The following is a 17,500-nucleotide window of genomic DNA, read 5'->3' as shown; positions in this document are numbered from 1 at the left end:
GGGTAACGCGGGGCGTCACCGCCGGTGGCGCAGGCGCCGGCGCAGGTCGTAGAAGCCGTTGCTGGACAGCCCGTAGAAGATCGGCAGCAGCAGGAGCACCACGAGCGCCACCGGCACGCTCAGGAACACGGCCACCAGACCGGCGATCGCGTACGCGAGGACGCCGAGCAGCGCCCGGACGCGTTCGGCCTCGAAGAAACGGGCGGGGACGTGCGGCTCCAGCAGTTCCGGGTGCCGGCTCAGGTAGTGGTAGAGCCACAGCCACGTGATCGACAGGATCACGCCGACCAGCCCGTACGCGGACACCGCGACCCGCTCGTCGAAGACGTCGCCCTCCTCCACGGCGCGGGAGACGAGCGCGGTGACGAACGGCAGCAGCGCCACGCTGAACAGCACGCCGAGGTTGGCCCAGTGCAGTCCCCGGTCGGCGCAGCGGACCCGGTGGAACGTCCCCTTGTGGTTCAGCCAGTTGACCGCCACGTACAGGTAGGACGTGACGTAGGCGAGGTAGACCGGCCACTGGTCGAGCAGCGCGCGCAGCATTCCGCCCGGCGCCGTCTCGGGCACCCGCAGGTCGAGGACCAGCAGCGTGATGACGATGGCGAAGACCGCGTCGCTGAACCCGATCGCCCGGCCCGTGTCCGAACGCATCCCGGCGGCCTCGGTGTCCCCTTCGGCCGTCATCGGCACCTCCGCCCTGCCGGCGCGCGGGGCGGCCGGCGACCCGGCGGGCATACCCGCTGAGCGGATGTCCGTGCCGGGTGGCCCGGCACGGACGCCCGCAGGGTCAGCGCTCGGCGGCGACCAGTTCGGCGAGCTGCACGGCGTTCAGCGCCGCGCCCTTGCGCAGGTTGTCGTTGGCGCAGAACAGCGCGAGCCCGTGCTCGACGGTCTCGTCGGCCCGGATCCGGCCGACGTACGTCGGGTCCTGGCCGGCCGCCTCCAGCGGCGTGGGCACGTCGCGCAGCGCCACGCCGGGCGCGCCGTCGAGCAGCTCACGGGCCCGGGCCGGGTCGATCGGGCGGGCGAACCGGGCGTTGATCTGCAACGAGTGGCCGGTGAAGACCGGGACGCGCACACACGTGCCGGAGACCTTCAGCCCGGGGATCTCCAGGATCTTGCGGCTCTCGTTGCGCAGCTTCTGCTCCTCGTCGGTCTCGAACGAGCCGTCGTCGACGATCGAGCCGGCGAGCGGGAGCACGTTGAAGGCGATCGGGCGGGCGAACGAGCGCGGCGCCGGGAACTCCACCGCACCGCCGTCGAAGGCCAGCCCGGCGGCGTCCCCGGCCACCTTGCGGACCTGCTCGTCCAGTTCCGCCACGCCGGCCAGGCCGGCGCCGGAGACCGCCTGGTAGGTGGCGACGACGAGGCTGACCAGCCCGGCCTCGTCGTGCAGTGGACGCAGCACCGGCATGGCGGCCATCGTGGTGCAGTTGGGGTTCGCCACGATGCCCTTCGGGCGGTCGGCGATCGCGTGCGGGTTGACCTCGGCGACCACCAGCGGCACCTGCGGGTCCATCCGGAACGCCGAGGAGTTGTCGATCACCACGGCGCCGGCCTCGGCGACCCGGGGAGCCAGCTCCTTCGCGGTGGCCTTGCCCGCCGAGAAGAGCACGGTGTCCAGGCCGCGGTAGTCCGCGGTGGCCGCGTCCTCGACGGTGACCTCGCCGTCGCGCCAGGGCAGCGTGCGCCCGGCCGACCGGGCCGAGGCGAACAGGCGCACCTGCTCCGCCGGGAACTCGCGCTCCGCCAGCACCTGCCGCATGACGCCACCGACCTGACCGGTGGCTCCCACAATGCCGATCCTCATGTCCGCGAGGCTACCCAGCCGGGCGGTGCGGGTGGGAAACGTTTCCCACCGCGCGGATGCGGGGCGACGGGAATCACAGGCCCGCCGCCCCGTCCGGTCACGTGTGGTCGAGCACCTCGCCGAGACCGCTGGCGACCAGCTCGTCCCGGATGACCGCCGCGTCCCCCTCGATCACCATGGTCAGCGACTCGGGGTGCAGGTAGGTCGCCGCGGCGGCGGAAACGTCCTCGACGGTCGCCGCGAGCAGTTGCTCCCGCAGCCGCGCGTGGTAGTCGTCCGGCAGGTCGTGCACGACCAGCGTGGTCAGGGCCGCGGCGATCGCGCGCGGGCTCTGCAGCTCGACCGAGAGCTGGCCGGCCCGCCAGGAGCGCGCCACCTCCAGCTCGTCCTCGGTGACCCCGGTCAGCTGGGTACGCGAGATCTCGCCCACCGACTCGACGAGCGCCGGGGCGGTCACCGCGGTCTGCACGCCGGAGCTGACCGCGAACCGCCCGAACCGCCGGGACGAGGCGAAGTCGCCCCGGATCCCGTACGTGTAGCCGCGCACCTCGCGGATCAGGTGGTTGAGCCGGGACGTGAACGCGCCGCCGAGCACGGTGCCGGCGAGCGTCATCGGCACGTGGTCCGGGTGGGCGCGGTGCGGGGACGGGTGGCCCAGCCGCAGCGTGGACTGCACCGAGCCGGGCCGGTCCACCAGAATGATCCGGCGCTGCCCGGTCAGCGGCACGTCGATCGGGCCGCCGCGTTCCATCGGGCCGCCGCCGGCGCCGGCGAACGCCGTCGCGGCGAGCGCGTCCAGGTCGATCCGCTCCAGGTCACCGGCGACGATCAGGGTGCCGGGGCGGATGAACCACTCGGAGTGGAAGACGGTGACGTCGTCCACCTCCAGCGCGGCCACGCTGTCCGGGTCGCCGTAGAGCGGGCGGCCCCACCGGTGCTGCGCGCCGAACAGCTCGGCCCGCAGCACCGCGTCGGCGCGCGGGCCCGGGTTGGCCCAGTCCATCCGCAGCGCCGTCGCCTCGTCGTCGCGGACCCGGCGCACGTCGGCCGGGTCGAGCCGGGGCGTACGGACCGCCTCGGCGAGCAGCTCCACGGCGGCGGTCAGCCGGTCCACCGGCACCTGCACGCTCACCTGGAACGAGTCCCAGTCCAGCCCGGTCGACAGCTCGGTGCCGAGCGCCTCGATGGCCAGCGCGTACGCGGTGGCGTCCCGCTGCGCGGTGCCCTCCTCCAGCGCCTTGGCCAGCACCGCGCCGAGCCCTTCCTTGCCGACCGGCTCCCGGCCCGCGCCGCCGTCGAGAAGCAGCAACGCGACGGCGAGGTTCTGCCCGGGCAGGTGCGCGGCGACCACCTGGCCGCCGGCCGCTGTCCGCCGGACCACCTGCGGGAACCGGTAGGCGCGGGCGGCGCCGGGGCCGGGACGGGTGGCGATCAGCGACATCACTTCTCCTCGGGCAGGTAGGTCAGGATCACCCGGTCGGCGGCGCCGAGCAGCTCGGCGGCCTGCTCGGCGATCTGCTCGGCGGTCACCGCGAGCCAGGCCGGCAGCCGGTCGGCCGCGCGGGCCGGGTCGCCGAACTGGGTGGCGTACCGGCCGAGCGTGTCGGCCCGCCCGTCGACAGTGGACATCTGCCGCCACCACATGGTGCTCAGCAGCGCCTTGGCGCGGTCCAGCTCGGCGGCGGTCACCGGCACCGTGGCCAGCTCGTCGACCACCTCGGCCAGCCCGTCGCGCAGCCGCTCGGCGCTCACCCCGGGGCGGGCCGTGGCGGTGGCGATCAGCGGGGCGGGCGCGTGCGCCAGGTCCACCCCGTACGCGCCGACGAGGTCCGGCTGGGCGATCCGCTCGCCGTCGGCCAGGCGCTGGTAGAGGCGGCTGCCCCGGCCGCTGCCGAGCACGGTGGCCAGCACCGTGGTCACGTCGTACCCCGGGGTGCCGAACGGGTGGGTGCGGTGCGCGACGTAGACGCGGGGGGCGGGCACGTCGGCGGTGACCGTCTCCACCGCCGGGCGGCCGGTGGCCGGCACGGTACGGCCGTCCGGCGCGGCCGGGATGTCGGCGCGCGCGGCGAGCCCGCCGAAGTACTTGTCGGCGAGCCCGAACACCTCGGCGGCGGTGGTGTCGCCGACCACGGTGAGGACGGCGTTGTTCGGCGCGTAGTAGGTGCTGTGGAACTCCTGGAAGGTGGCCAGGTCGGCGGCGTTCAGGTCGGCCATCGACCCGATCGTCGCGTGGTGGTACGGGTGCCCCGGCGGGTAGAGCAGCGGCAGCAGGCGCAGCCAGGCGTCGCCGTACGGCACGTTCTCGTAGCGCTGCCGCCGTTCGTTCTTCACCACGTCGCGCTGGTTGTCCAGCGTCTCCTGGGTCAGCGCCGGCACCAGCCCGCCCATCCGGTCGGCCTCCAGCCAGAGCGCCAGCTCCAGGTGCTCGGCCGGGACCGTCTCGAAGTAGTTGGTGCGGTCCGGGTTGGTGGTCGCGTTGAGCGAGCCGCCCGCGCCCTGGATCAGCTTCATGTGCTCGGTCTTCGCCACGTTCACCGAACCCTCGAACATGAGGTGCTCGAAGAGGTGCGCGAAGCCGGTCTGTCCGGCCGGCTCGTGGCGGGAGCCCACGTCGTACCAGAGGTTGACCGCCACGGCCGGGGCGGTGCGGTCCTCGCTCACCACCACACGCAGGCCGTTGTCCAGTCGGGTCGTCTCGATCGGCCAGGGGAAACCGCTGTCGGGCATGAGACGACGCTATCCGATCCCGGAGGCGGAAAGGTGACACGCGCGCCGGAGCATCGTCGGTGCGCGCCGGGGTACCCGTGCGGGCATGGCCACCACCTCACCGTCCGCCGTCGAGCGCGCCGCCGCCGCGCTGGCCCGGCTCCGGCACGCCCGCCTGCTGCACCCGGCGGGGCGCACGTTCGGCGGCGAGGTCCGGATCTGGGGTACGCCGGGACCGCCGACCGGGGTGCCGCTGCTCGACCTGCCGGGCCGGTGGCCGGCCACGATCCGCCTCTCCAAGGGCGTGCCGACGCCGGGCGCCTGGCCGGACGTGCTGGGTGTGGCGGTACGGCTGCGCCGCGACCCGGAGCCGCCGGTGGACCTGCTGTTCAGTTCCAGCGGCGCAGCGCCGGTGCTGCGGAACCTGCCGCTGCCCCGGCGGCGCTTCACCGGGACGTACACGTCGATCATGCCGTTCCGGGCCGGCGGGCGACGGCTGTTCCTGGCCGTGCTGGCCGACCCGGAGTCACCCGACCTGGGTCGCGGCCTGGCCGAGGCGGGCGCGGCGGTGGCCGCCGACGAGCCCCGGCTGGTGCTGGCGGTGGCCTCGGCGGCAGGCCGGTGGCGGCCGTTCGGCGAGGTACGCCTCGAAGGCGAGCGCGGCGCCGCCGAGGACGCCGCGCTCGCCTTCGATCCGACCGGCAACGTGCCGCCGGGGTTGCGCCTGGCCGGCCCGCTGGCCCGGTTGCGGGACGACAGTTACCGGGGTTCCCGCCGGGCCCGGGGCGCGACGCTCAGTCGGGCGGCTCGACGGGGGTGACGGTCTGCTCGGAGGTGCGGTGCTCCAGCACCGTGTCGGGGGCGGCGTTCTGGTCCGCCTCGCGGATGTCGGACTCGGTGAGGATCGCGTCGGCCTGCGCCTCCGCGTCGTCGCTGCCCGCCGCCGCCTCCTCCGGCAGCAGATGCGCCCGGGACTCGATCCGTTCCTGGTCACTGGGGTCATGGCTGGTGGTCATGGCGATCACATACCCCGTGTTCCGCACTTCGGAACGACAGCGGGCTTTCCGGCGCGCGTCGGGTACGCTGGCCGATGTGACGCGGTCGTATCGATGGTTTAGGCAGCCGGCTGGAGGAGCCGGTGACTCGACCATGAGCTGACGTCACTTACCTCTTCGAGCCGGCCGGGCAGGGATTCTTTTCCCTGCCCTTTCGTATGCGAGCAGCCGGCTCGATCCCCCGGACCCGGCACGGGGGCACGGTCGGCGGAAGGAATCCCCACCGTGACCACGTCCCAGGACGCCCATCGGGTCATCGACCAGCGCATCGACCGTGTGGTGCCGCTGACCACCCCGGCCCTGCTGCACCACCACCTGCCGCTCGAGACGCCGCTGGCCGAGGCCGTCGTGGCGGGCCGCCGTGCCGTCGGCCGGGTGCTGGACCGCGACGACGACCGGCTGCTCGTCGTCGTCGGCCCCTGCTCCGTGCACGACCCGGCCGCCGCCCTGGAGTACGCGGGCCGACTGCGCGAGGCCGCCGCCCGGGTCGCCGACGACCTGCTCGTGGTGATGCGCGTCTACTTCGAGAAGCCGCGCTCGACGGTGGGCTGGAAGGGCCTGATCAACGACCCGGCGCTGGACGGGTCCGGCGACGTGAACACCGGTCTGCGTACCGCGCGGGCGCTCCTGCTCGACGTGCTGCGGCTGGGCCTGCCGGTGGGCTGCGAGTTCCTCGACCCGATCACCCCGCAGTACATCGCGGACACGGTGGCCTGGGGCGCGATCGGCGCGCGGACGGTGGAGAGCCAGGTGCACCGGCAGCTCGCCTCCGGGCTGTCCATGCCGATCGGCATGAAGAACCGCCCCGACGGCAGCATCGCCACCGCCGTGGACGCGATCCGGGCGGCCGGGGTGCCGCACGTCTTCCCCGGCATCGACGTCTCCGGCACCCCGGCGATCATGCACACCCGGGGCAACGCGGACGGGCACCTGGTGCTGCGCGGCGGGGGCGGCCGGCCGAACTACGACGCGGAGTCGGTGGCCGGGGCGCTGGAGCTGCTGCGCGCCGCGGGCCTGCCGGAGCGGGTGGTGGTCGACGCCAGCCACGCCAACAGCGGCAAGGACCACCGCAACCAGCCGCTGGTCGCCGCCGACGTGGCCGCCCAGCTCGCCGCCGGTCAGCGCGGGATCGTCGGCATCATGCTGGAGAGCTTCCTGGTGCCCGGTCGGCAGGACCTGGACCCGACCCGGGAGCTGGCGTACGGCCAGTCGGTCACCGACGCCTGCATCGGGTGGGACACCACGGCCGAGGTCCTGGAGCACCTGGCCCAGGCCGTCCGGGCCCGCCGGGCCACGCTGCCGGCCCCGGCCTGAGCGGGGTTGGGGCGAGTTTGACCGGTTCGGCGCCGGGTAGGTGGTCGGCGTGACCGATGACGCGCCCGTGACCGAGCAGCCCGACACGCGGCCGCTCGACGACCTGCTCGACGACATCTACCACGGCCAGGAGCGGATCACCCAGGCGGACATCTACCGCCGGGCGGTGGCCGCCGAACTCCCCGCGGAGCTGCTCACCCGGATCGCCGCGCTCCCCCAGGGCGAGTACGCGGCGGACGAGGCGGCCGATCTGCTGGGCGGCACGGTCGCCTGAGCCCCCGGAAGACGAGAGGACGCGACATGACCGACCGCAACCCCGAGCACGAGCACCTGGCGGCGCTCGGCCAGCCCCCGGAGGGCGTCGACACGCTGCCGGAGCCGGACTTCGCCAACGAGCACGAGCGCACCGCTGTGGACCGGGACATCGTCACCGGGGAGGACGAGGAGGAGCGGGAGCCGGAGGCGTCGCGCGGCTGGGCCGGCGAGGACCACGGCACCACCCCCACCTGACCGTGGGAGACGCGCGAAAAGGGGGCCGGCGTGCGCCGGCCCCCTTTTCGTGTCCGCATCCCTCACGCCTCGTGGTGACCGCCCTCGGCCGCCTGCTGGGCGACCGCGTACCCCATCTGGAGGAAGTCGGAGGCGGCCACCGCGGTCAGCGCGGTGGCGACCAGCCGGGTCAGCCGGGGCGCCAGCACCAGCCCGCCGGTGAGCCCGGTGGCGACCCAGACCGCCAGGCAGAACGGGCAGCTGACCAGCTCGCCGAGCGCGTGCCGGGTGGGGCTGCCCTCGTCGCGGACCTGCTCCATCACCTCGCCGCTGCCGATCGGGTGGTCGTAGCGGGTGAACGGCGCCCGCAGCGGGCTGGTGATCGCGTCCTTGGACAGCAGCCGGCTGAGCTTGTGCGTGGCGATCGAGAGCAGCACCACGTCCGCCGGCGTGGGCCGCTCGGGCACCGGCCGTCCGGTCGCCCGGACCAGGCCGACGAGCGCGGCGGTCACGCCCGCGTACGTGCCCATCGCCTTCAGGTAGCCCTCCAGCGGCCGGTGCTCGTGCGGCGCGTACGCCTGGCGCAGGCGCGCCACCTTCTGCTTCAGGCCACTCCCGGTCAAGCCGGCCTCCTCGTGCTCGTCGTGCGGCCGGGCTCAGCCGGCGGTCAGGTTGTCGGCCACCTCGCGGTCGAGGTTGGCCAGGATCTCGTCGGCCAGGTCGTGGTCCGGGCCGGCCAGGTCGAGCCGGACCCGGGCGCCGCCCGCGTCGGCCGGTTCCACGTCGATCTCGGCGGACCAGTCCGCGGCGCTCCACCGGGCGCGCATGTCGTCGGCGTCGACGACCTCGACCTGGCAGGTGCCGGAGTTGCGCAGCCGCTCGGGCAGCCAGGCCGAGGAGCGGTCCGGATCAGTGGCGGTGTTGAACACCACCTCCGGGGGCGCGGACATGCCGCGCTCGGCGTGGCTGCCCATCAGGCGTCCCGCAAGCGGCTCGGGTCGACCTCCCGGCCGGGGTGCCGGGCCAGGTACTCCGTCTCCAGTTCGGCGGTGCGCCGCAGGTGGTTGGCGAGCGCCGAGTCGGTGGCGTGGCGCAGCGTGTCCAGCCGGGTGCGGTGCAGGCTCTGCATCTCCCGGACCAGGTCCTCGTCGCCCAGCTCCACCGGGTCCACCCCGAGCTGCTCGCCGTCGACGGTGCGGGCGTGATCGCCGTCCCACTCCGCGACCCGCTGTTCCGGGCTCGCGTCCCGGCGTACCGATTCGGTCATCGTCGCCCCCTCGTCTCGTTCGGGTTGGCACCTGTTCGGATGCCCAGCGGGCGTGCCACCAAACCACCGCCCGGACTACGACGCCGTGTCGGAGACGCCCGGGGAGTCCCGGTACTCTCGTGGGCATGGAACGGCTCTGGACACCGGCGTGGATCGTCCGCCACGTGGCCATGGTCGTGCTGGTGGCGGGTTGCCTCGGGATGGGCTGGTGGCAGGTCACCCGCGCCGCCGGGGGCAACGCGATCAGCTTCGGTTACGCGATCGAGTGGCCGGTGTTCGCCGGTTTCGTGATCTTCGTCTGGTGGCGGGAGGTCCGCCAGACGCTGCGGGCGACGCCGCCGGGCGACGCGCAGCCGACGGCCGATCCGGCGCCGTCGGCGGCTGCCGGCGCCGAGCCGGTCGTCACCACCCCGGCGGTACGCCGCCCGGTGCGCGTCGTGCGGACGCCGTCCGCCCCGGCCGACGGGGCGGACGACGCCGAGCTGGCCGCGTACAACCGCTATCTATCCTGGTTGAACGCCAATCCGGGCGCCCGGCCCGGCGACTATCCCGGCTGAGGCCGGTGCGGAAGGACGGACGACGGTGGGCGGAGCCCTTACCCGGTACCGCGTGATCGCCTGGATCGTGGGCGTGGCGCTCGTGGTGCTGGTCCTGATCGGCATGCCGCTGAAGTACGGCTTCGACAACCCGAGCGTGGTGGGCGTGGTCGGCGTGGCGCACGGCTGGCTGTACATGCTCTATCTGGCGCTCACGTTCGACCTGTCCCGCCGGGCGAACTGGCCGCTGAAGCGGATGCTGCTGGTGATGCTCGCCGGGACCGTGCCGTTCGTCTCGTTCTACGCCGAGCGGCGGGTGAGCCAGTGGGTGGCTGCCGAGCAGCAGCCGCGTACCCCGGAGCCGGTCGCGGGCTGAGCGCCGCTCACCGCGCCGGTCGCCACGGCTCGGCCGCCGGCGGGTCGGCCCAGCCGCCCATGCGCGCCGCCTCGCGGGCGCGGCGCAGCGCCCGGCTGACCTGACCGAACTGTCGTTCGTCGTCGCTGCTGAACAGCAGCACCTCGGTGCCCCGCACCCGGCCCCACAGCTCGTGCGCCGGGGGCCGCCAGCGGTCGCCGATCAGCACGAGCAGCAGCGGCACCAGCCCGACCGCGCCGAGCAGGAGGTACGCCTCGGCGGTGAGCCGGTGCAGGCCGCCGGTGAAGCCGAGCAGCAGCCCGACCGCGGCGATCATCGCGGCGGACACGGCGACGGCGCGGATCGCGAGCCGGTCGTGCGGGCCGCGATCGGTCCGCACCTGGGTGATCTCGGCCACCGGCCAGCTGTTGCGGCCGACGGTGAAGCGCTCGGCGGTGACGACGATGCCGGGCCGGGCGTAGAGCAGTTTGGGCGAGGTGGGTCGGGGCGGCTGGGTGGCGGAGCGTTCGGTCTGCACGGCGGCCTCCCGGGGACGCGGATCCCGTGCGGGAATCCCGGTTCCGGGCTTCATTGTGTTGCGGGCCCGCCACCTGACCTCGGGTTTTCGGCGATCGGCCGCCGGTTCTGCCCCGGGTGGCCCGCCGGAAAGAGGAAGCGATTTCAGTCTTTGTCATGACTTTGCGTGGCGGTGGCTGACGACATCCGCCCAGAACGACCAATCGGGCGAGCCACACCATGCTGCACCATCGTCACTTTCCGCCACTTTGCCAACTTTCGCCCCTGCTTGAACTCCCGACCACTCCGATCACGGGTTAGGTTGTGCAGGTCGGCCCGGTCGACAGCCATCCACCCGGATGGCCCCGGGCCGGTGTCGCCGGGTCGCGAACGCGCCCGGCGGCCGGTGGGAGAGGAGCTTTCCGCTCTTGTCGTCCTTACGGATGCTGCTCCGCTCGCTCGCGGTGGCCGGCCTCTCGGCCGCGCTGCTCGCCCCGGCGCAGGTGGCCCGGGCCGAGCCCACACCCGCAGAGCTGACGAAGCAGATCGAGAAGTCCTCGACTGAGCTGGAGCGAATCGTCGAGTCCTACAACAAGCTCAACGAGGACATCAAGGCCAACAAGGCCACGGCGGCCACGTTGGAGGCCCGGATCGGGCCGCTGCAGGAACAGGCCGAGCGCAGCCGCGCCGAGGTGGGCGTGCTGGCGGCGACGGCGTACAAGACCGGCGGCATGCGTACCGCGGCGGCCCTGCTGGACCCGGGTGGCCAGGCCACGCTGCCGGAGCGGCTGGGCACACTGGACCAGCTCACCCGCCAGCGCCAGCGCACCCTCTCCAGCTTCACCGCCGACCAGCAGCGGCTCATCGACCAGAAGACCCGGCTGGACGCCACGCTCGCCCGGGAGGCGGCGCAGGCCAAGCAGCTCAAGTCCGCGAAGACGCGGATCGAGGGAGACCTGGCCGACCTCTACGAGATGCGGCGCAGGGCGTACGGGCGGGCCACCGAGGCGCCCGGCAACGCCGGCTCGGCGGGCAAGCCCCCGGCCGTCTCCGGCGACGCCGGCAAGGCCGTGCGGTACGCCTACGGCGCGGTCGGCAAGCCCTACGGCTATGCCCAGGACGGCCCGGGCAGCTACGACTGCTCCGGTCTGACGCTCGCCGCGTGGCGGGCCGCCGGAAAGTCGCTGCCGCACAGCGCGGCACGGCAGTGGAACGCCACCACGCGGATCAGCCGCAGCCAGCTGCAACCGGGTGACCTGGTGTTCTACTCCGGGCTCGGGCACGTCGCGCTCTACGTCGGCAACGGCCAGATCATCGACGCGCCCAGCGCCGGACGCAACGTCAGCAAACGCGGTATGAACATCATGTCGATCGCCGGCTACGGCCGGGTCTGATCGACGCGGACGGCGAACGGCCGGCGTCCCCCTGTCGGACGCCGGCCGTTCGTTGTCTCAATTACTACCAGGTCAGGCCGCCTGCAGCCCCTCCGCGCGAGCCAGCTCACGCAGCCGGCCGAGGGCCTGGATCTCCAGCTGGCGGATCCGCTCCCGGGAGAGCGAGAACCGCGACGCGACCTCGGTCAGCGAGTGCTCGCGACCGTCCTCCAGGCCGTACCGGGCCCGCATGATGCCGGCGGACCGGTCGTCGAGGTGGTTGAGCAGACCCTCGATCCGCTGCCGCTCCAGGCCGGTGAGCACGATCTCCTCGGGCGACGGCGCGTCGCTGTCGGCGACCAGGTCACCGAGGTTGGTGTCGCCGTCGTCGCCCACCGGGGTGTCCAGCGAGACGGTGTCCTGCGACCAGCGGACCAGCTCGTTGACCCGCTCGACGGTCACGCCGAGGGCGGTCGCGATCTGCTCCGGCTCCGGGTCGCTGCCCAGCTCACGGGTGAGCTGCCGGGCCACGTTGCGCATCCGGTTGACGTCCTCCACCAGGTGCACGGGCAGCCGTACGGTCCGCTCCTGCTGGGCGATCGCCCGGCTGATGGCCTGGCGGATCCACCAGGTCGCGTAGGTGGAGAACTTGAAACCCCGCTCGTAGTCGAACTTCTCGACCGCCCGGACCAGGCCGGTGTTGCCCTCCTGGATCAGGTCCAGCATGGGCATCCCGGAGCGCACGTAGCGCCGGGCGATGGACACGACCAGTCGCAGGTTCGCGCGGATGAACAGGTCCTTCGCGCGCTCACCCTCGACGACCAGCCGCTCCAGGTCCTCCCGGTCGACGCCCTCGGGGATCCGGTCTTCGTCGAGCAGGTGCTCGGCGTAGAGGCCCGCCTCGATCGCCTTGGAGAGGTCGACCTCCCGGGCGGCGTCGAGCAGCGGCGTCCGGGAGATCTCGTGCAGGTAGACGCCGACCAGGTCCCGCTCCTCGGCGACCTCGTCGGTACGCATGCCGATGTTCTTGTCCACGATTGCCACGGTCCCCTCGCTCGCGCCGGTTGCCCGGTTCCTTGCCATCCCCACGTTCATCAGCCCTCCCCGTAACCTCCGCTGTGCCCGTAGGTGCTGACACCTACACAACAGATGTGACGCTTCGGGGATTCCATGTCGTGAGTCGAAACTGTCACGAATGCCTGAGTACTAGCTGAGAGCCCGGTCCATGTTTCCTGTTACCGGCCCGGTTCGGACGGCTTCCGGACACGGCTTTTGGAGCCCGCCGGAGCTGCTGAATCGCTATTCGCCCATGGAATGGCACCATTGCCTGTTCCATGAACACAGCGAGCCGCGTCACCGGGTCGTTGCGATCCTGGTCACTGCGAGATACGCGCTCGTGGACCGGTCGGTTCAGCCACGCTCAGGATTACCCTCCGCCTCGTTGAACAATCCGTACGGGCGGGAACGTCCCCCTCCCGCACGTGATACGTGTCGCACCCGCCGGACGGATGCGCCGGGCGGGTGGATCGCCGGGAGAAGGGGTGAGCGGGGGCGGTCAGGAGGCGAGCAGGGCGAGCGCGCCGCGTACCTGGTGGGCGGAGCGGGCCAGCGCGGCCCGGGCGGCCGGCACCTCCGCGCCGGAGACCAGCGCGACGAGCGCGGTCTTGAGGTCGCCGTCGGCCTCCCGCAGCGCGACCCGGCAGACCTCCTCGGCGCAACCGGTGGCCTCCACGAGGATCGAGATCATGCGACCGCGCAGTTTGGCGTTGGTGGCCACCATGTCGATCATCAGGTTCGAGTAGACACGGCCCAGACGCACCATGACAGCCGTGGAGAACGTGTTGAGCACCAGCTTCTGCGCGGTGCCGGCCTTCATCCGGGTCGACCCGGTGACCACCTCCGGCCCGGTGTCCACGCCGATGAAGACGTCCACCGACGCGGCGGCCGGGGCCTCCGGATTCGCGCAGAGCAGCACCGTAGCGGCCCCCCGCTCCCGGGACGCGGCGAGCGCCCCGAGGACGTACGGGGTGCGTCCGCTGGCCGCCAGGCCGACCACCAGGTCGCCCGGGCGCACGCACTCGGCGGCCTCGGCGGCGCCGCCGCGCTCGTCGTCCTCGGCGTCCTCGACCGCACGCCACATGGCGTCCGGGCCACCGGCGAGGTGCGAGCAGAACCAGTGCCGGGGCGAGTTGAACGTGGGGGCCAGCTCGGCCGCGTCCAGCACGCCCAGGCGGCCGGAGGTGCCGGCGCCGAAGTAGTGCACGCGGTGTCCGTCGCGCAGCGCGGCCACCGCGAGGTCGACGGTCTCGGCGATCTCGTCCAGCACCGCGGCGACGGCGGCCGGCACCCGCCGGTCCGCCTCGTTGATCACGGTGAGCACGTCCCGGGTGGACATCAGGTCGAGGTCGAAGCTGTGCGGGTTGCGCCGCTCGGTCGGCGCGCCGACACGCACCACCGGCCGGATCGCCGCCACGCCGTCGCGCTCCGCCCGGCCCGCCGTCATCCCCGCCTCCGCCCGGGACCGACCCGGTGCGACTGGACCGCCTCGGCCGTGGCTTCGAGCGCCTTCTTGGTCCGGGCCCGGCTGCGCGCGGCCACCCCGACGAAGAGGCAGTCGACGACTGTGAGCTGGGCCAGCCGGCTGGCCGTCGCGCCGGAGCGGTAGGTCGTCTCCCGGGCGGCTGTGGTGAGCACGTGGTCGGCGACCTCGGTGATCGGCGAGCGCGGGAAGTTGGTGAGCGCCACGGTGGTGGCTCCCCGGGCCCGCGCCTGCTCCAGCACCTCGATGACGTCGGACGTGGTGCCGGTGTGCGAGATGCCGACCGCGACGTCGCCGCGCCCGAGCAGGGCGGCGGAGGTGAGCGCGGTGTGCACGTCCGGGAAGTAGAACGCGATGCGGCCGATGCGGTGCAGCTTCTGCTGGAAGTCGGAGGCGACGAAGCCGCTGGCGCCCGCGCCGTAGACGTCGATCCGGCCGGCCGCGCCGATCGCCTCGACCACCTGTTCGCAGACGGCCGGGTCGAGCTGCTCGGCGGTCTCCTCGACGGCTCGGGCGTCGTTGAAGGCGATGGTGGCGATGATCTGGGCCAGGTCCGCGCCCGGCGGGATGTCGCCACCGACCACCCGCGCGTCCGGCGGCTCGACCCGGCGGGCGGCCTCGGCGGCGAGGCGGATGCGCAACTGGGGGTAGCCGTCCATGCCGACCGAGCGGCAGAAGCGGATCACTGTCGCCTCGGACGTCTCGGCGGCGGTGGCGAGGTCGGTGATCGTGCGCCGGGCCGCGTCCGCCGGATCGGCGACGACCAGCCGGGCCACCCGCTGTTCGGCCGGGGACAGCGAGGGCAGCAGGCCGCTGATGTGGACGATCAGTCCACCGGGCTCGTGACTCGCAGAAATCTTCGGACTCTTCGCCACGGATGAAACTTACTTTCAGAGCGCGTGAGCGTCAACCATGACACCGCGTATCGGGAAATTTACCGTCTTCCGTGCCCGCCCCCGGGCCAAGGATCCCATTGTCGCAGCCCCACCGCCTCAACCGGTCCGGTCGAGTCACTCCTGCCGCCCGACGTGCCGGTCCGCCGTCGCGCGGCAGGGCCTGCCTGGTCGGCCTCGGCCGGACGGTCCGGACGGCCCGTGCGGGTCACCGGTCGGTCGGCACGACGGTTGACTAGCGTGTGTGTCCATGACGGAACGCACGGTGCTGGTCACCGGAGGCACGGGTGGGCTGGGCGGCGCGGTCACCGCCGCCTTCCTCGACGCAGGCTGGCGGGTGGTCGTACCCCAGCGGGAGGCCGGGACGGACGACGGCCCGGTCCGGGTCGTGGCCGACCTGCTGACCCCCGAGGGGGCCGCGCGGGCGGTCGAGGTCGCGACCGCCGAGCCGGCCGCGCCACTGCGCGCGGTGGTCAACCTGGTCGGCGGGTACGCCGCGGGCGGCCTGGTGCACGAGACCCCGGTCGAGGAGTTCGAGCGGATGCTGCGGCTCAACCTGCGCCCGACCTACCTGGTGACCCGGGCGGCACTGCCGCACCTCGTGGCGACCGGTGACGGCGCCGTGGTCTGCGTCTCCGCGCGGGCGGCGGTGTCGCCGTTCCCGGGCGCCTCGGGCTACGTCACCGCCAAGGCCGCGGTGCGGGCGTTCGCCGACGCGGTCGCGGTCGAGTACCGCCAGCGCGGGGTGCGGTGCAACACGGTGCTGCCGAGCGTCATCGACACCCCGGCCAACCGGGCCGCCCAGCCCGACGCCGACCACCGGCGCTGGGTGCCTCCGGCGCAGATCGCCGGCGTGATCCGGTTCCTGGCCTCCCCCGAGTCGGCGCCCACGAGCGGCGCCGGCATCCCGGTCTACGGCCGGGCCTGAACCGGCACCGGGCCGTCGCGGCCCGCCCCGCCGGCCGGACGTGGAGGGCCGCCCGGAGCCGGGCCGGGACCGGCGGACGGATCGTCGGGCAGCCACTCGCTCAGGTGCGCCCGGATCCGGCGGGCCACCTCCTCCGGTGGGCCGTTGCCGTCCACCACCACGAAGCCGCCGTACTCCGGCAGCCTCCGGTAGGCGGTGTCCGCGTCGGTCAGCCAGGCCATGCTCTCGTGGTCGGTGCCGCGCCGCTCGATCCGGCGGTACGCCTCGGCCGGGTCGACGGTGAGCAGGAACGTGACAGCGGGCGCCGGGAAGACCCGGTAGCCGGCCCGGACCAGCCGCTCCCACCGCTGCCCGCCGTGCGCCCGGATGCTCGCGTACTGGCAGTACGACCAGCGGTCCATCACCGCGGTGCGGCCGGTGACCAGGCAGCTCAGCAGCGCGAGCGCGATGGCCAGCCAGCGCAGCGCCGACTCGACCACGAGCAGGCCGTCACGCCCGACGAGCCGCTGCGCGTCCGGACGGCCGATCCGTTGGGCGACGCGGCCGAGCCAGCGGCGGCCACCGGCGTTGCGGTGGTACGTCGCGGGGTGGCCGGCGGCGGTGAGGGCCTGGGCGAGCCGGTGCGCCTGGGTGGTCTTGCCTGAGCCGTCGATGCCGATCAGGGCGACGGCACGCAGTCGGGCCCTGCCCCGCCGCGTCCGCAGTGAGCTGGCCACCCTCCCGAGGTTATCCGACCGACGCCCACACCGGCCTGTATGTCGCTTTCCTGCCCTGGCGGGCCGATCGCGCCGCAACAGGTGTGACCGGAGCGTCCGCCGGGTACGCATCGTGATCCCACCGCCCATGACGACGAGGGAGCCGCAGATGGCCGAGCGCGGGGACGAGACCCTGGTGCACACGCTGAAGAAGGTCGCCGCCGTGCTCAAACAGTCCGAGATCCCGTTCGCGCTGGGTGGCAGCTTCGCGGTGTACGCGCACGGCGGCCACTCCAGCGACCACGACGTGGACTTCCTGCTCCGCGAGGCGGACGTCGACCGGGCGCTGGAGGCGCTCGTCGAGGCCGGCTTCACCGCCGAGCGCCCGCCGGAGGACTGGCTGGTCAAGGTCTACGACGAGGACCGGATGGTGGACCTGATCCACCGGCCGGTGGAGACGCCGGTGACCGAGGAGACGTTCGCCGACACGATCGTGCGCCCGGTCGACGCCATCCACATGCCGGTGCTCTCGGCCAGCCAGCTCATGGTGCACAAGCTGTTGAGCTTCTCGCAGCACTACTGCGACTTCGCCCGCGCCCTGCCGCTGGCCCGCTCGCTGCGGGAACAGATCGACTGGGAACGGGTACGGAAGGAGACGCAGCACTCGCCGTACGCGGAGGCGTTCCTGGTGCTGCTCGACCGGCTGGACGTGCTGCCCGGCGGCGCGCCCGGCGGAAGGGAGACCCTGTGACCGGACTGTCCGGCGACGTTCCCCCCGACGAGTACGTCGAGGCGGAGATCCAGAGCATGCTGGCCGAGGACCCGACGGTGGCCGAGCAGGGCATCACCGTGGTGCGGCGGGAGAACGGGCTGGTGCTCTACGGCGAGGTGGAGAGCCCGCACCGGCGGGAGGAGATCCTGCGCCGGGTGGCCGAGCGCTTCCCGGACACCCACGTGACGAGCGACATCGGGGTGATCCGCACGCAGGCGCCCACCCAGATCGAGGAGCTGCCGTGAGGGA

At 73.3% G+C, this 17,500-nt stretch carries 23 protein-coding genes; 10 read left to right on the top strand and 13 right to left on the bottom strand.

All coding sequences use genetic code 11. From position 1 onward, the window contains the following. Window positions 1-15: 15 nt before the first annotated feature. The 4 genes from MCBG_RS25915 to MCBG_RS25900 all read right to left on the bottom strand — a co-directional run bounded on the left by MCBG_RS25915 (window position 16) and on the right by MCBG_RS25900 (window position 4,540). Window positions 16-684: a TMEM175 family protein gene (locus MCBG_RS25915; protein ID WP_084789688.1), complete on the bottom strand. Its 669-nt coding sequence runs from the start codon at window positions 682-684 to the stop codon at window positions 16-18. A 103-nt stretch (window positions 685-787) separates the two neighbouring features. After that, complete coding sequence (locus MCBG_RS25910; RefSeq protein WP_043328833.1) at window positions 788-1,810, bottom strand: aspartate-semialdehyde dehydrogenase; 1,023 nt, start codon at window positions 1,808-1,810, stop codon at window positions 788-790. A 97-nt stretch (window positions 1,811-1,907) separates the two neighbouring features. Next, on the bottom strand, window positions 1,908-3,251 hold the full coding sequence (locus MCBG_RS25905; RefSeq protein WP_043328832.1) for a M16 family metallopeptidase: 1,344 nt from the start codon (window positions 3,249-3,251) through the stop codon (window positions 1,908-1,910). Then, window positions 3,251-4,540, bottom strand: a complete 1,290-nt coding sequence (locus tag MCBG_RS25900; protein WP_043328830.1) for a M16 family metallopeptidase — start codon at window positions 4,538-4,540, stop codon at window positions 3,251-3,253. Before MCBG_RS25900 ends, MCBG_RS25905 begins: the two co-directional genes overlap by 1 nt. 85 nt (window positions 4,541-4,625) lie before the next feature. Between MCBG_RS25900 and MCBG_RS25895 the strand changes: the two genes are divergently transcribed. After that, the gene (locus tag MCBG_RS25895) at window positions 4,626-5,339 is read left to right on the top strand and encodes a hypothetical protein (RefSeq protein ID WP_043328828.1); all 714 of its coding nucleotides are present in this window, start codon (window positions 4,626-4,628) and stop codon (window positions 5,337-5,339) included. Here MCBG_RS25895 and MCBG_RS25890 read toward each other — a convergent pair. After that, window positions 5,314-5,535 carry a hypothetical protein gene (locus MCBG_RS25890; RefSeq protein ID WP_013288141.1) on the bottom strand — a complete coding sequence of 74 codons (222 nt, stop codon included), beginning with the start codon at window positions 5,533-5,535 and terminating at the stop codon, window positions 5,314-5,316. The genes MCBG_RS25895 and MCBG_RS25890 overlap by 26 nt on opposite strands. Before the next feature lie 255 nt (window positions 5,536-5,790). On the opposite strand from MCBG_RS25890, the gene MCBG_RS25885 reads away from it, so the two are divergent. From MCBG_RS25885 to MCBG_RS25875, 3 genes are read left to right on the top strand one after another with little or no spacing between them, the layout of a single operon-like run. After that, window positions 5,791-6,888 carry a 3-deoxy-7-phosphoheptulonate synthase gene (locus tag MCBG_RS25885; protein ID WP_043328826.1) on the top strand — a complete coding sequence of 366 codons (1,098 nt, stop codon included), beginning with the start codon at window positions 5,791-5,793 and terminating at the stop codon, window positions 6,886-6,888. Window positions 6,889-6,928: 40 nt separating this feature from the next. Further along, window positions 6,929-7,162 (top strand): hypothetical protein, encoded by a 234-nt coding sequence (locus MCBG_RS25880; protein WP_018786980.1) that lies wholly within the window; start codon window positions 6,929-6,931, stop codon window positions 7,160-7,162. A gap of 26 nt (window positions 7,163-7,188) precedes the next feature. Beyond that, window positions 7,189-7,398, top strand: coding sequence for a hypothetical protein (locus MCBG_RS25875; protein WP_043328824.1), 210 nt, complete (start codon window positions 7,189-7,191; stop codon window positions 7,396-7,398). A 62-nt stretch (window positions 7,399-7,460) separates the two neighbouring features. On the opposite strand, the gene MCBG_RS25870 is transcribed toward MCBG_RS25875, so the two are convergent. Genes MCBG_RS25870 through MCBG_RS25860 form a run of 3 tightly spaced genes read right to left on the bottom strand, consistent with a single transcriptional unit; the run spans window position 7,461 to window position 8,644 of the window. Continuing rightward, window positions 7,461-8,000 (bottom strand): DUF1360 domain-containing protein, encoded by a 540-nt coding sequence (locus tag MCBG_RS25870; protein WP_030502249.1) that lies wholly within the window; start codon window positions 7,998-8,000, stop codon window positions 7,461-7,463. Window positions 8,001-8,033: 33 nt separating this feature from the next. Next, window positions 8,034-8,351 (bottom strand): SRPBCC family protein, encoded by a 318-nt coding sequence (locus tag MCBG_RS25865; protein ID WP_043328822.1) that lies wholly within the window; start codon window positions 8,349-8,351, stop codon window positions 8,034-8,036. Continuing rightward, window positions 8,351-8,644, bottom strand: a complete 294-nt coding sequence (locus MCBG_RS25860; RefSeq protein ID WP_030502251.1) for a DUF6158 family protein — start codon at window positions 8,642-8,644, stop codon at window positions 8,351-8,353. The genes MCBG_RS25865 and MCBG_RS25860 overlap by 1 nt, the downstream gene beginning before the upstream one ends. A gap of 125 nt (window positions 8,645-8,769) precedes the next feature. Between MCBG_RS25860 and MCBG_RS25855 the strand changes: the two genes are divergently transcribed. After that, the gene (locus tag MCBG_RS25855) at window positions 8,770-9,201 is read left to right on the top strand and encodes a hypothetical protein (protein ID WP_043330974.1); all 432 of its coding nucleotides are present in this window, start codon (window positions 8,770-8,772) and stop codon (window positions 9,199-9,201) included. A 25-nt stretch (window positions 9,202-9,226) separates the two neighbouring features. Next, complete coding sequence (locus MCBG_RS25850) at window positions 9,227-9,556, top strand: DUF3817 domain-containing protein (protein ID WP_043328820.1); 330 nt, start codon at window positions 9,227-9,229, stop codon at window positions 9,554-9,556. A 7-nt stretch (window positions 9,557-9,563) separates the two neighbouring features. Here the strand turns inward: MCBG_RS25850 and MCBG_RS25845 are convergent, their stop codons facing one another. Continuing rightward, a complete protein-coding gene (locus MCBG_RS25845) occupies window positions 9,564-10,073 on the bottom strand; it encodes a DUF6232 family protein (protein ID WP_043328818.1) in 510 nt (169 codons plus the stop codon). A gap of 406 nt (window positions 10,074-10,479) precedes the next feature. Here MCBG_RS25845 and MCBG_RS25840 point away from each other — a divergent pair, with 406 nt between their 5' ends. Next, window positions 10,480-11,445, top strand: a complete 966-nt coding sequence (locus MCBG_RS25840) for a C40 family peptidase (protein ID WP_043328816.1) — start codon at window positions 10,480-10,482, stop codon at window positions 11,443-11,445. 72 nt (window positions 11,446-11,517) lie between these two features. Here the strand turns inward: MCBG_RS25840 and MCBG_RS25835 are convergent, their stop codons facing one another. The 3 genes from MCBG_RS25835 to MCBG_RS25825 all read right to left on the bottom strand — a co-directional run bounded on the left by MCBG_RS25835 (window position 11,518) and on the right by MCBG_RS25825 (window position 14,838). After that, window positions 11,518-12,507: a sigma-70 family RNA polymerase sigma factor gene (locus tag MCBG_RS25835; protein WP_043330973.1), complete on the bottom strand. Its 990-nt coding sequence runs from the start codon at window positions 12,505-12,507 to the stop codon at window positions 11,518-11,520. A 472-nt stretch (window positions 12,508-12,979) separates the two neighbouring features. Then, a complete protein-coding gene (locus MCBG_RS25830) occupies window positions 12,980-13,927 on the bottom strand; it encodes an N-acetylmuramic acid 6-phosphate etherase (RefSeq protein ID WP_051611378.1) in 948 nt (315 codons plus the stop codon). Beyond that, window positions 13,924-14,838, bottom strand: coding sequence for a MurR/RpiR family transcriptional regulator (locus MCBG_RS25825; protein ID WP_051611377.1), 915 nt, complete (start codon window positions 14,836-14,838; stop codon window positions 13,924-13,926). Before MCBG_RS25825 ends, MCBG_RS25830 begins: the two co-directional genes overlap by 4 nt. Before the next feature lie 268 nt (window positions 14,839-15,106). On the opposite strand from MCBG_RS25825, the gene MCBG_RS25820 reads away from it, so the two are divergent. Beyond that, window positions 15,107-15,784, top strand: coding sequence for an SDR family NAD(P)-dependent oxidoreductase (locus tag MCBG_RS25820; protein WP_043328814.1), 678 nt, complete (start codon window positions 15,107-15,109; stop codon window positions 15,782-15,784). On the opposite strand, the gene MCBG_RS25815 is transcribed toward MCBG_RS25820, so the two are convergent. Beyond that, window positions 15,769-16,500, bottom strand: a complete 732-nt coding sequence (locus tag MCBG_RS25815) for a dTMP kinase (RefSeq protein WP_043328813.1) — start codon at window positions 16,498-16,500, stop codon at window positions 15,769-15,771. The genes MCBG_RS25820 and MCBG_RS25815 overlap by 16 nt on opposite strands. A 148-nt stretch (window positions 16,501-16,648) precedes the next feature. Between MCBG_RS25815 and MCBG_RS25810 the strand changes: the two genes are divergently transcribed. Both MCBG_RS25810 and MCBG_RS25805 read left to right on the top strand, forming a co-directional pair. After that, entirely contained in the window at window positions 16,649-17,230 is a 582-nt protein-coding gene (locus tag MCBG_RS25810) for a nucleotidyltransferase (RefSeq protein ID WP_043328811.1), read from the top strand. Window positions 17,231-17,286: 56 nt separating this feature from the next. Beyond that, window positions 17,287-17,496, top strand: coding sequence for a hypothetical protein (locus MCBG_RS25805; protein WP_223201457.1), 210 nt, complete (start codon window positions 17,287-17,289; stop codon window positions 17,494-17,496). Window positions 17,497-17,500 lie beyond the last annotated feature (4 nt).

Source organism: Micromonospora sp. M42 (genome assembly GCF_000568915.1).
Classification (GTDB): Bacteria; Actinomycetota; Actinomycetes; order Mycobacteriales; family Micromonosporaceae; genus Micromonospora; species Micromonospora chalcea.
The sequence above is the reverse complement of the archived record's forward strand: the minus strand, read 5'-3'. Positions and strand labels throughout refer to the sequence as shown.

What these genes read in the sequence shown, in the direction of transcription:
- MCBG_RS25875 (WP_043328824.1), top strand. Translation starts at nt 7,189, where the DNA reads ATGACCGACCGCAACCCCGAGCACGAGCACCTGGCGGCGCTCGGCCAG.
- MCBG_RS25895 (WP_043328828.1), top strand. Translation starts at nt 4,626, where the DNA reads ATGGCCACCACCTCACCGTCCGCCGTCGAGCGCGCCGCCGCCGCGCTG.
- MCBG_RS25915 (WP_084789688.1), bottom strand. Translation starts at nt 684, where the DNA reads ATGACGGCCGAAGGGGACACCGAGGCCGCCGGGATGCGTTCGGACACG.
- MCBG_RS25855 (WP_043330974.1), top strand. Translation starts at nt 8,770, where the DNA reads ATGGAACGGCTCTGGACACCGGCGTGGATCGTCCGCCACGTGGCCATG.
- MCBG_RS25905 (WP_043328832.1), bottom strand. Translation starts at nt 3,251, where the DNA reads ATGTCGCTGATCGCCACCCGTCCCGGCCCCGGCGCCGCCCGCGCCTAC.
- MCBG_RS25890 (WP_013288141.1), bottom strand. Translation starts at nt 5,535, where the DNA reads ATGACCACCAGCCATGACCCCAGTGACCAGGAACGGATCGAGTCCCGG.
- MCBG_RS25805 (WP_223201457.1), top strand. Translation starts at nt 17,287, where the DNA reads ATGCTGGCCGAGGACCCGACGGTGGCCGAGCAGGGCATCACCGTGGTG.
- MCBG_RS25810 (WP_043328811.1), top strand. Translation starts at nt 16,649, where the DNA reads ATGGCCGAGCGCGGGGACGAGACCCTGGTGCACACGCTGAAGAAGGTC.
- MCBG_RS25860 (WP_030502251.1), bottom strand. Translation starts at nt 8,644, where the DNA reads ATGACCGAATCGGTACGCCGGGACGCGAGCCCGGAACAGCGGGTCGCG.
- MCBG_RS25865 (WP_043328822.1), bottom strand. Translation starts at nt 8,351, where the DNA reads ATGGGCAGCCACGCCGAGCGCGGCATGTCCGCGCCCCCGGAGGTGGTG.
- MCBG_RS25900 (WP_043328830.1), bottom strand. Translation starts at nt 4,540, where the DNA reads ATGCCCGACAGCGGTTTCCCCTGGCCGATCGAGACGACCCGACTGGAC.
- MCBG_RS25830 (WP_051611378.1), bottom strand. Translation starts at nt 13,927, where the DNA reads ATGACGGCGGGCCGGGCGGAGCGCGACGGCGTGGCGGCGATCCGGCCG.
- MCBG_RS25910 (WP_043328833.1), bottom strand. Translation starts at nt 1,810, where the DNA reads ATGAGGATCGGCATTGTGGGAGCCACCGGTCAGGTCGGTGGCGTCATG.
- MCBG_RS25820 (WP_043328814.1), top strand. Translation starts at nt 15,107, where the DNA reads ATGACGGAACGCACGGTGCTGGTCACCGGAGGCACGGGTGGGCTGGGC.
- MCBG_RS25835 (WP_043330973.1), bottom strand. Translation starts at nt 12,507, where the DNA reads ATGGCAAGGAACCGGGCAACCGGCGCGAGCGAGGGGACCGTGGCAATC.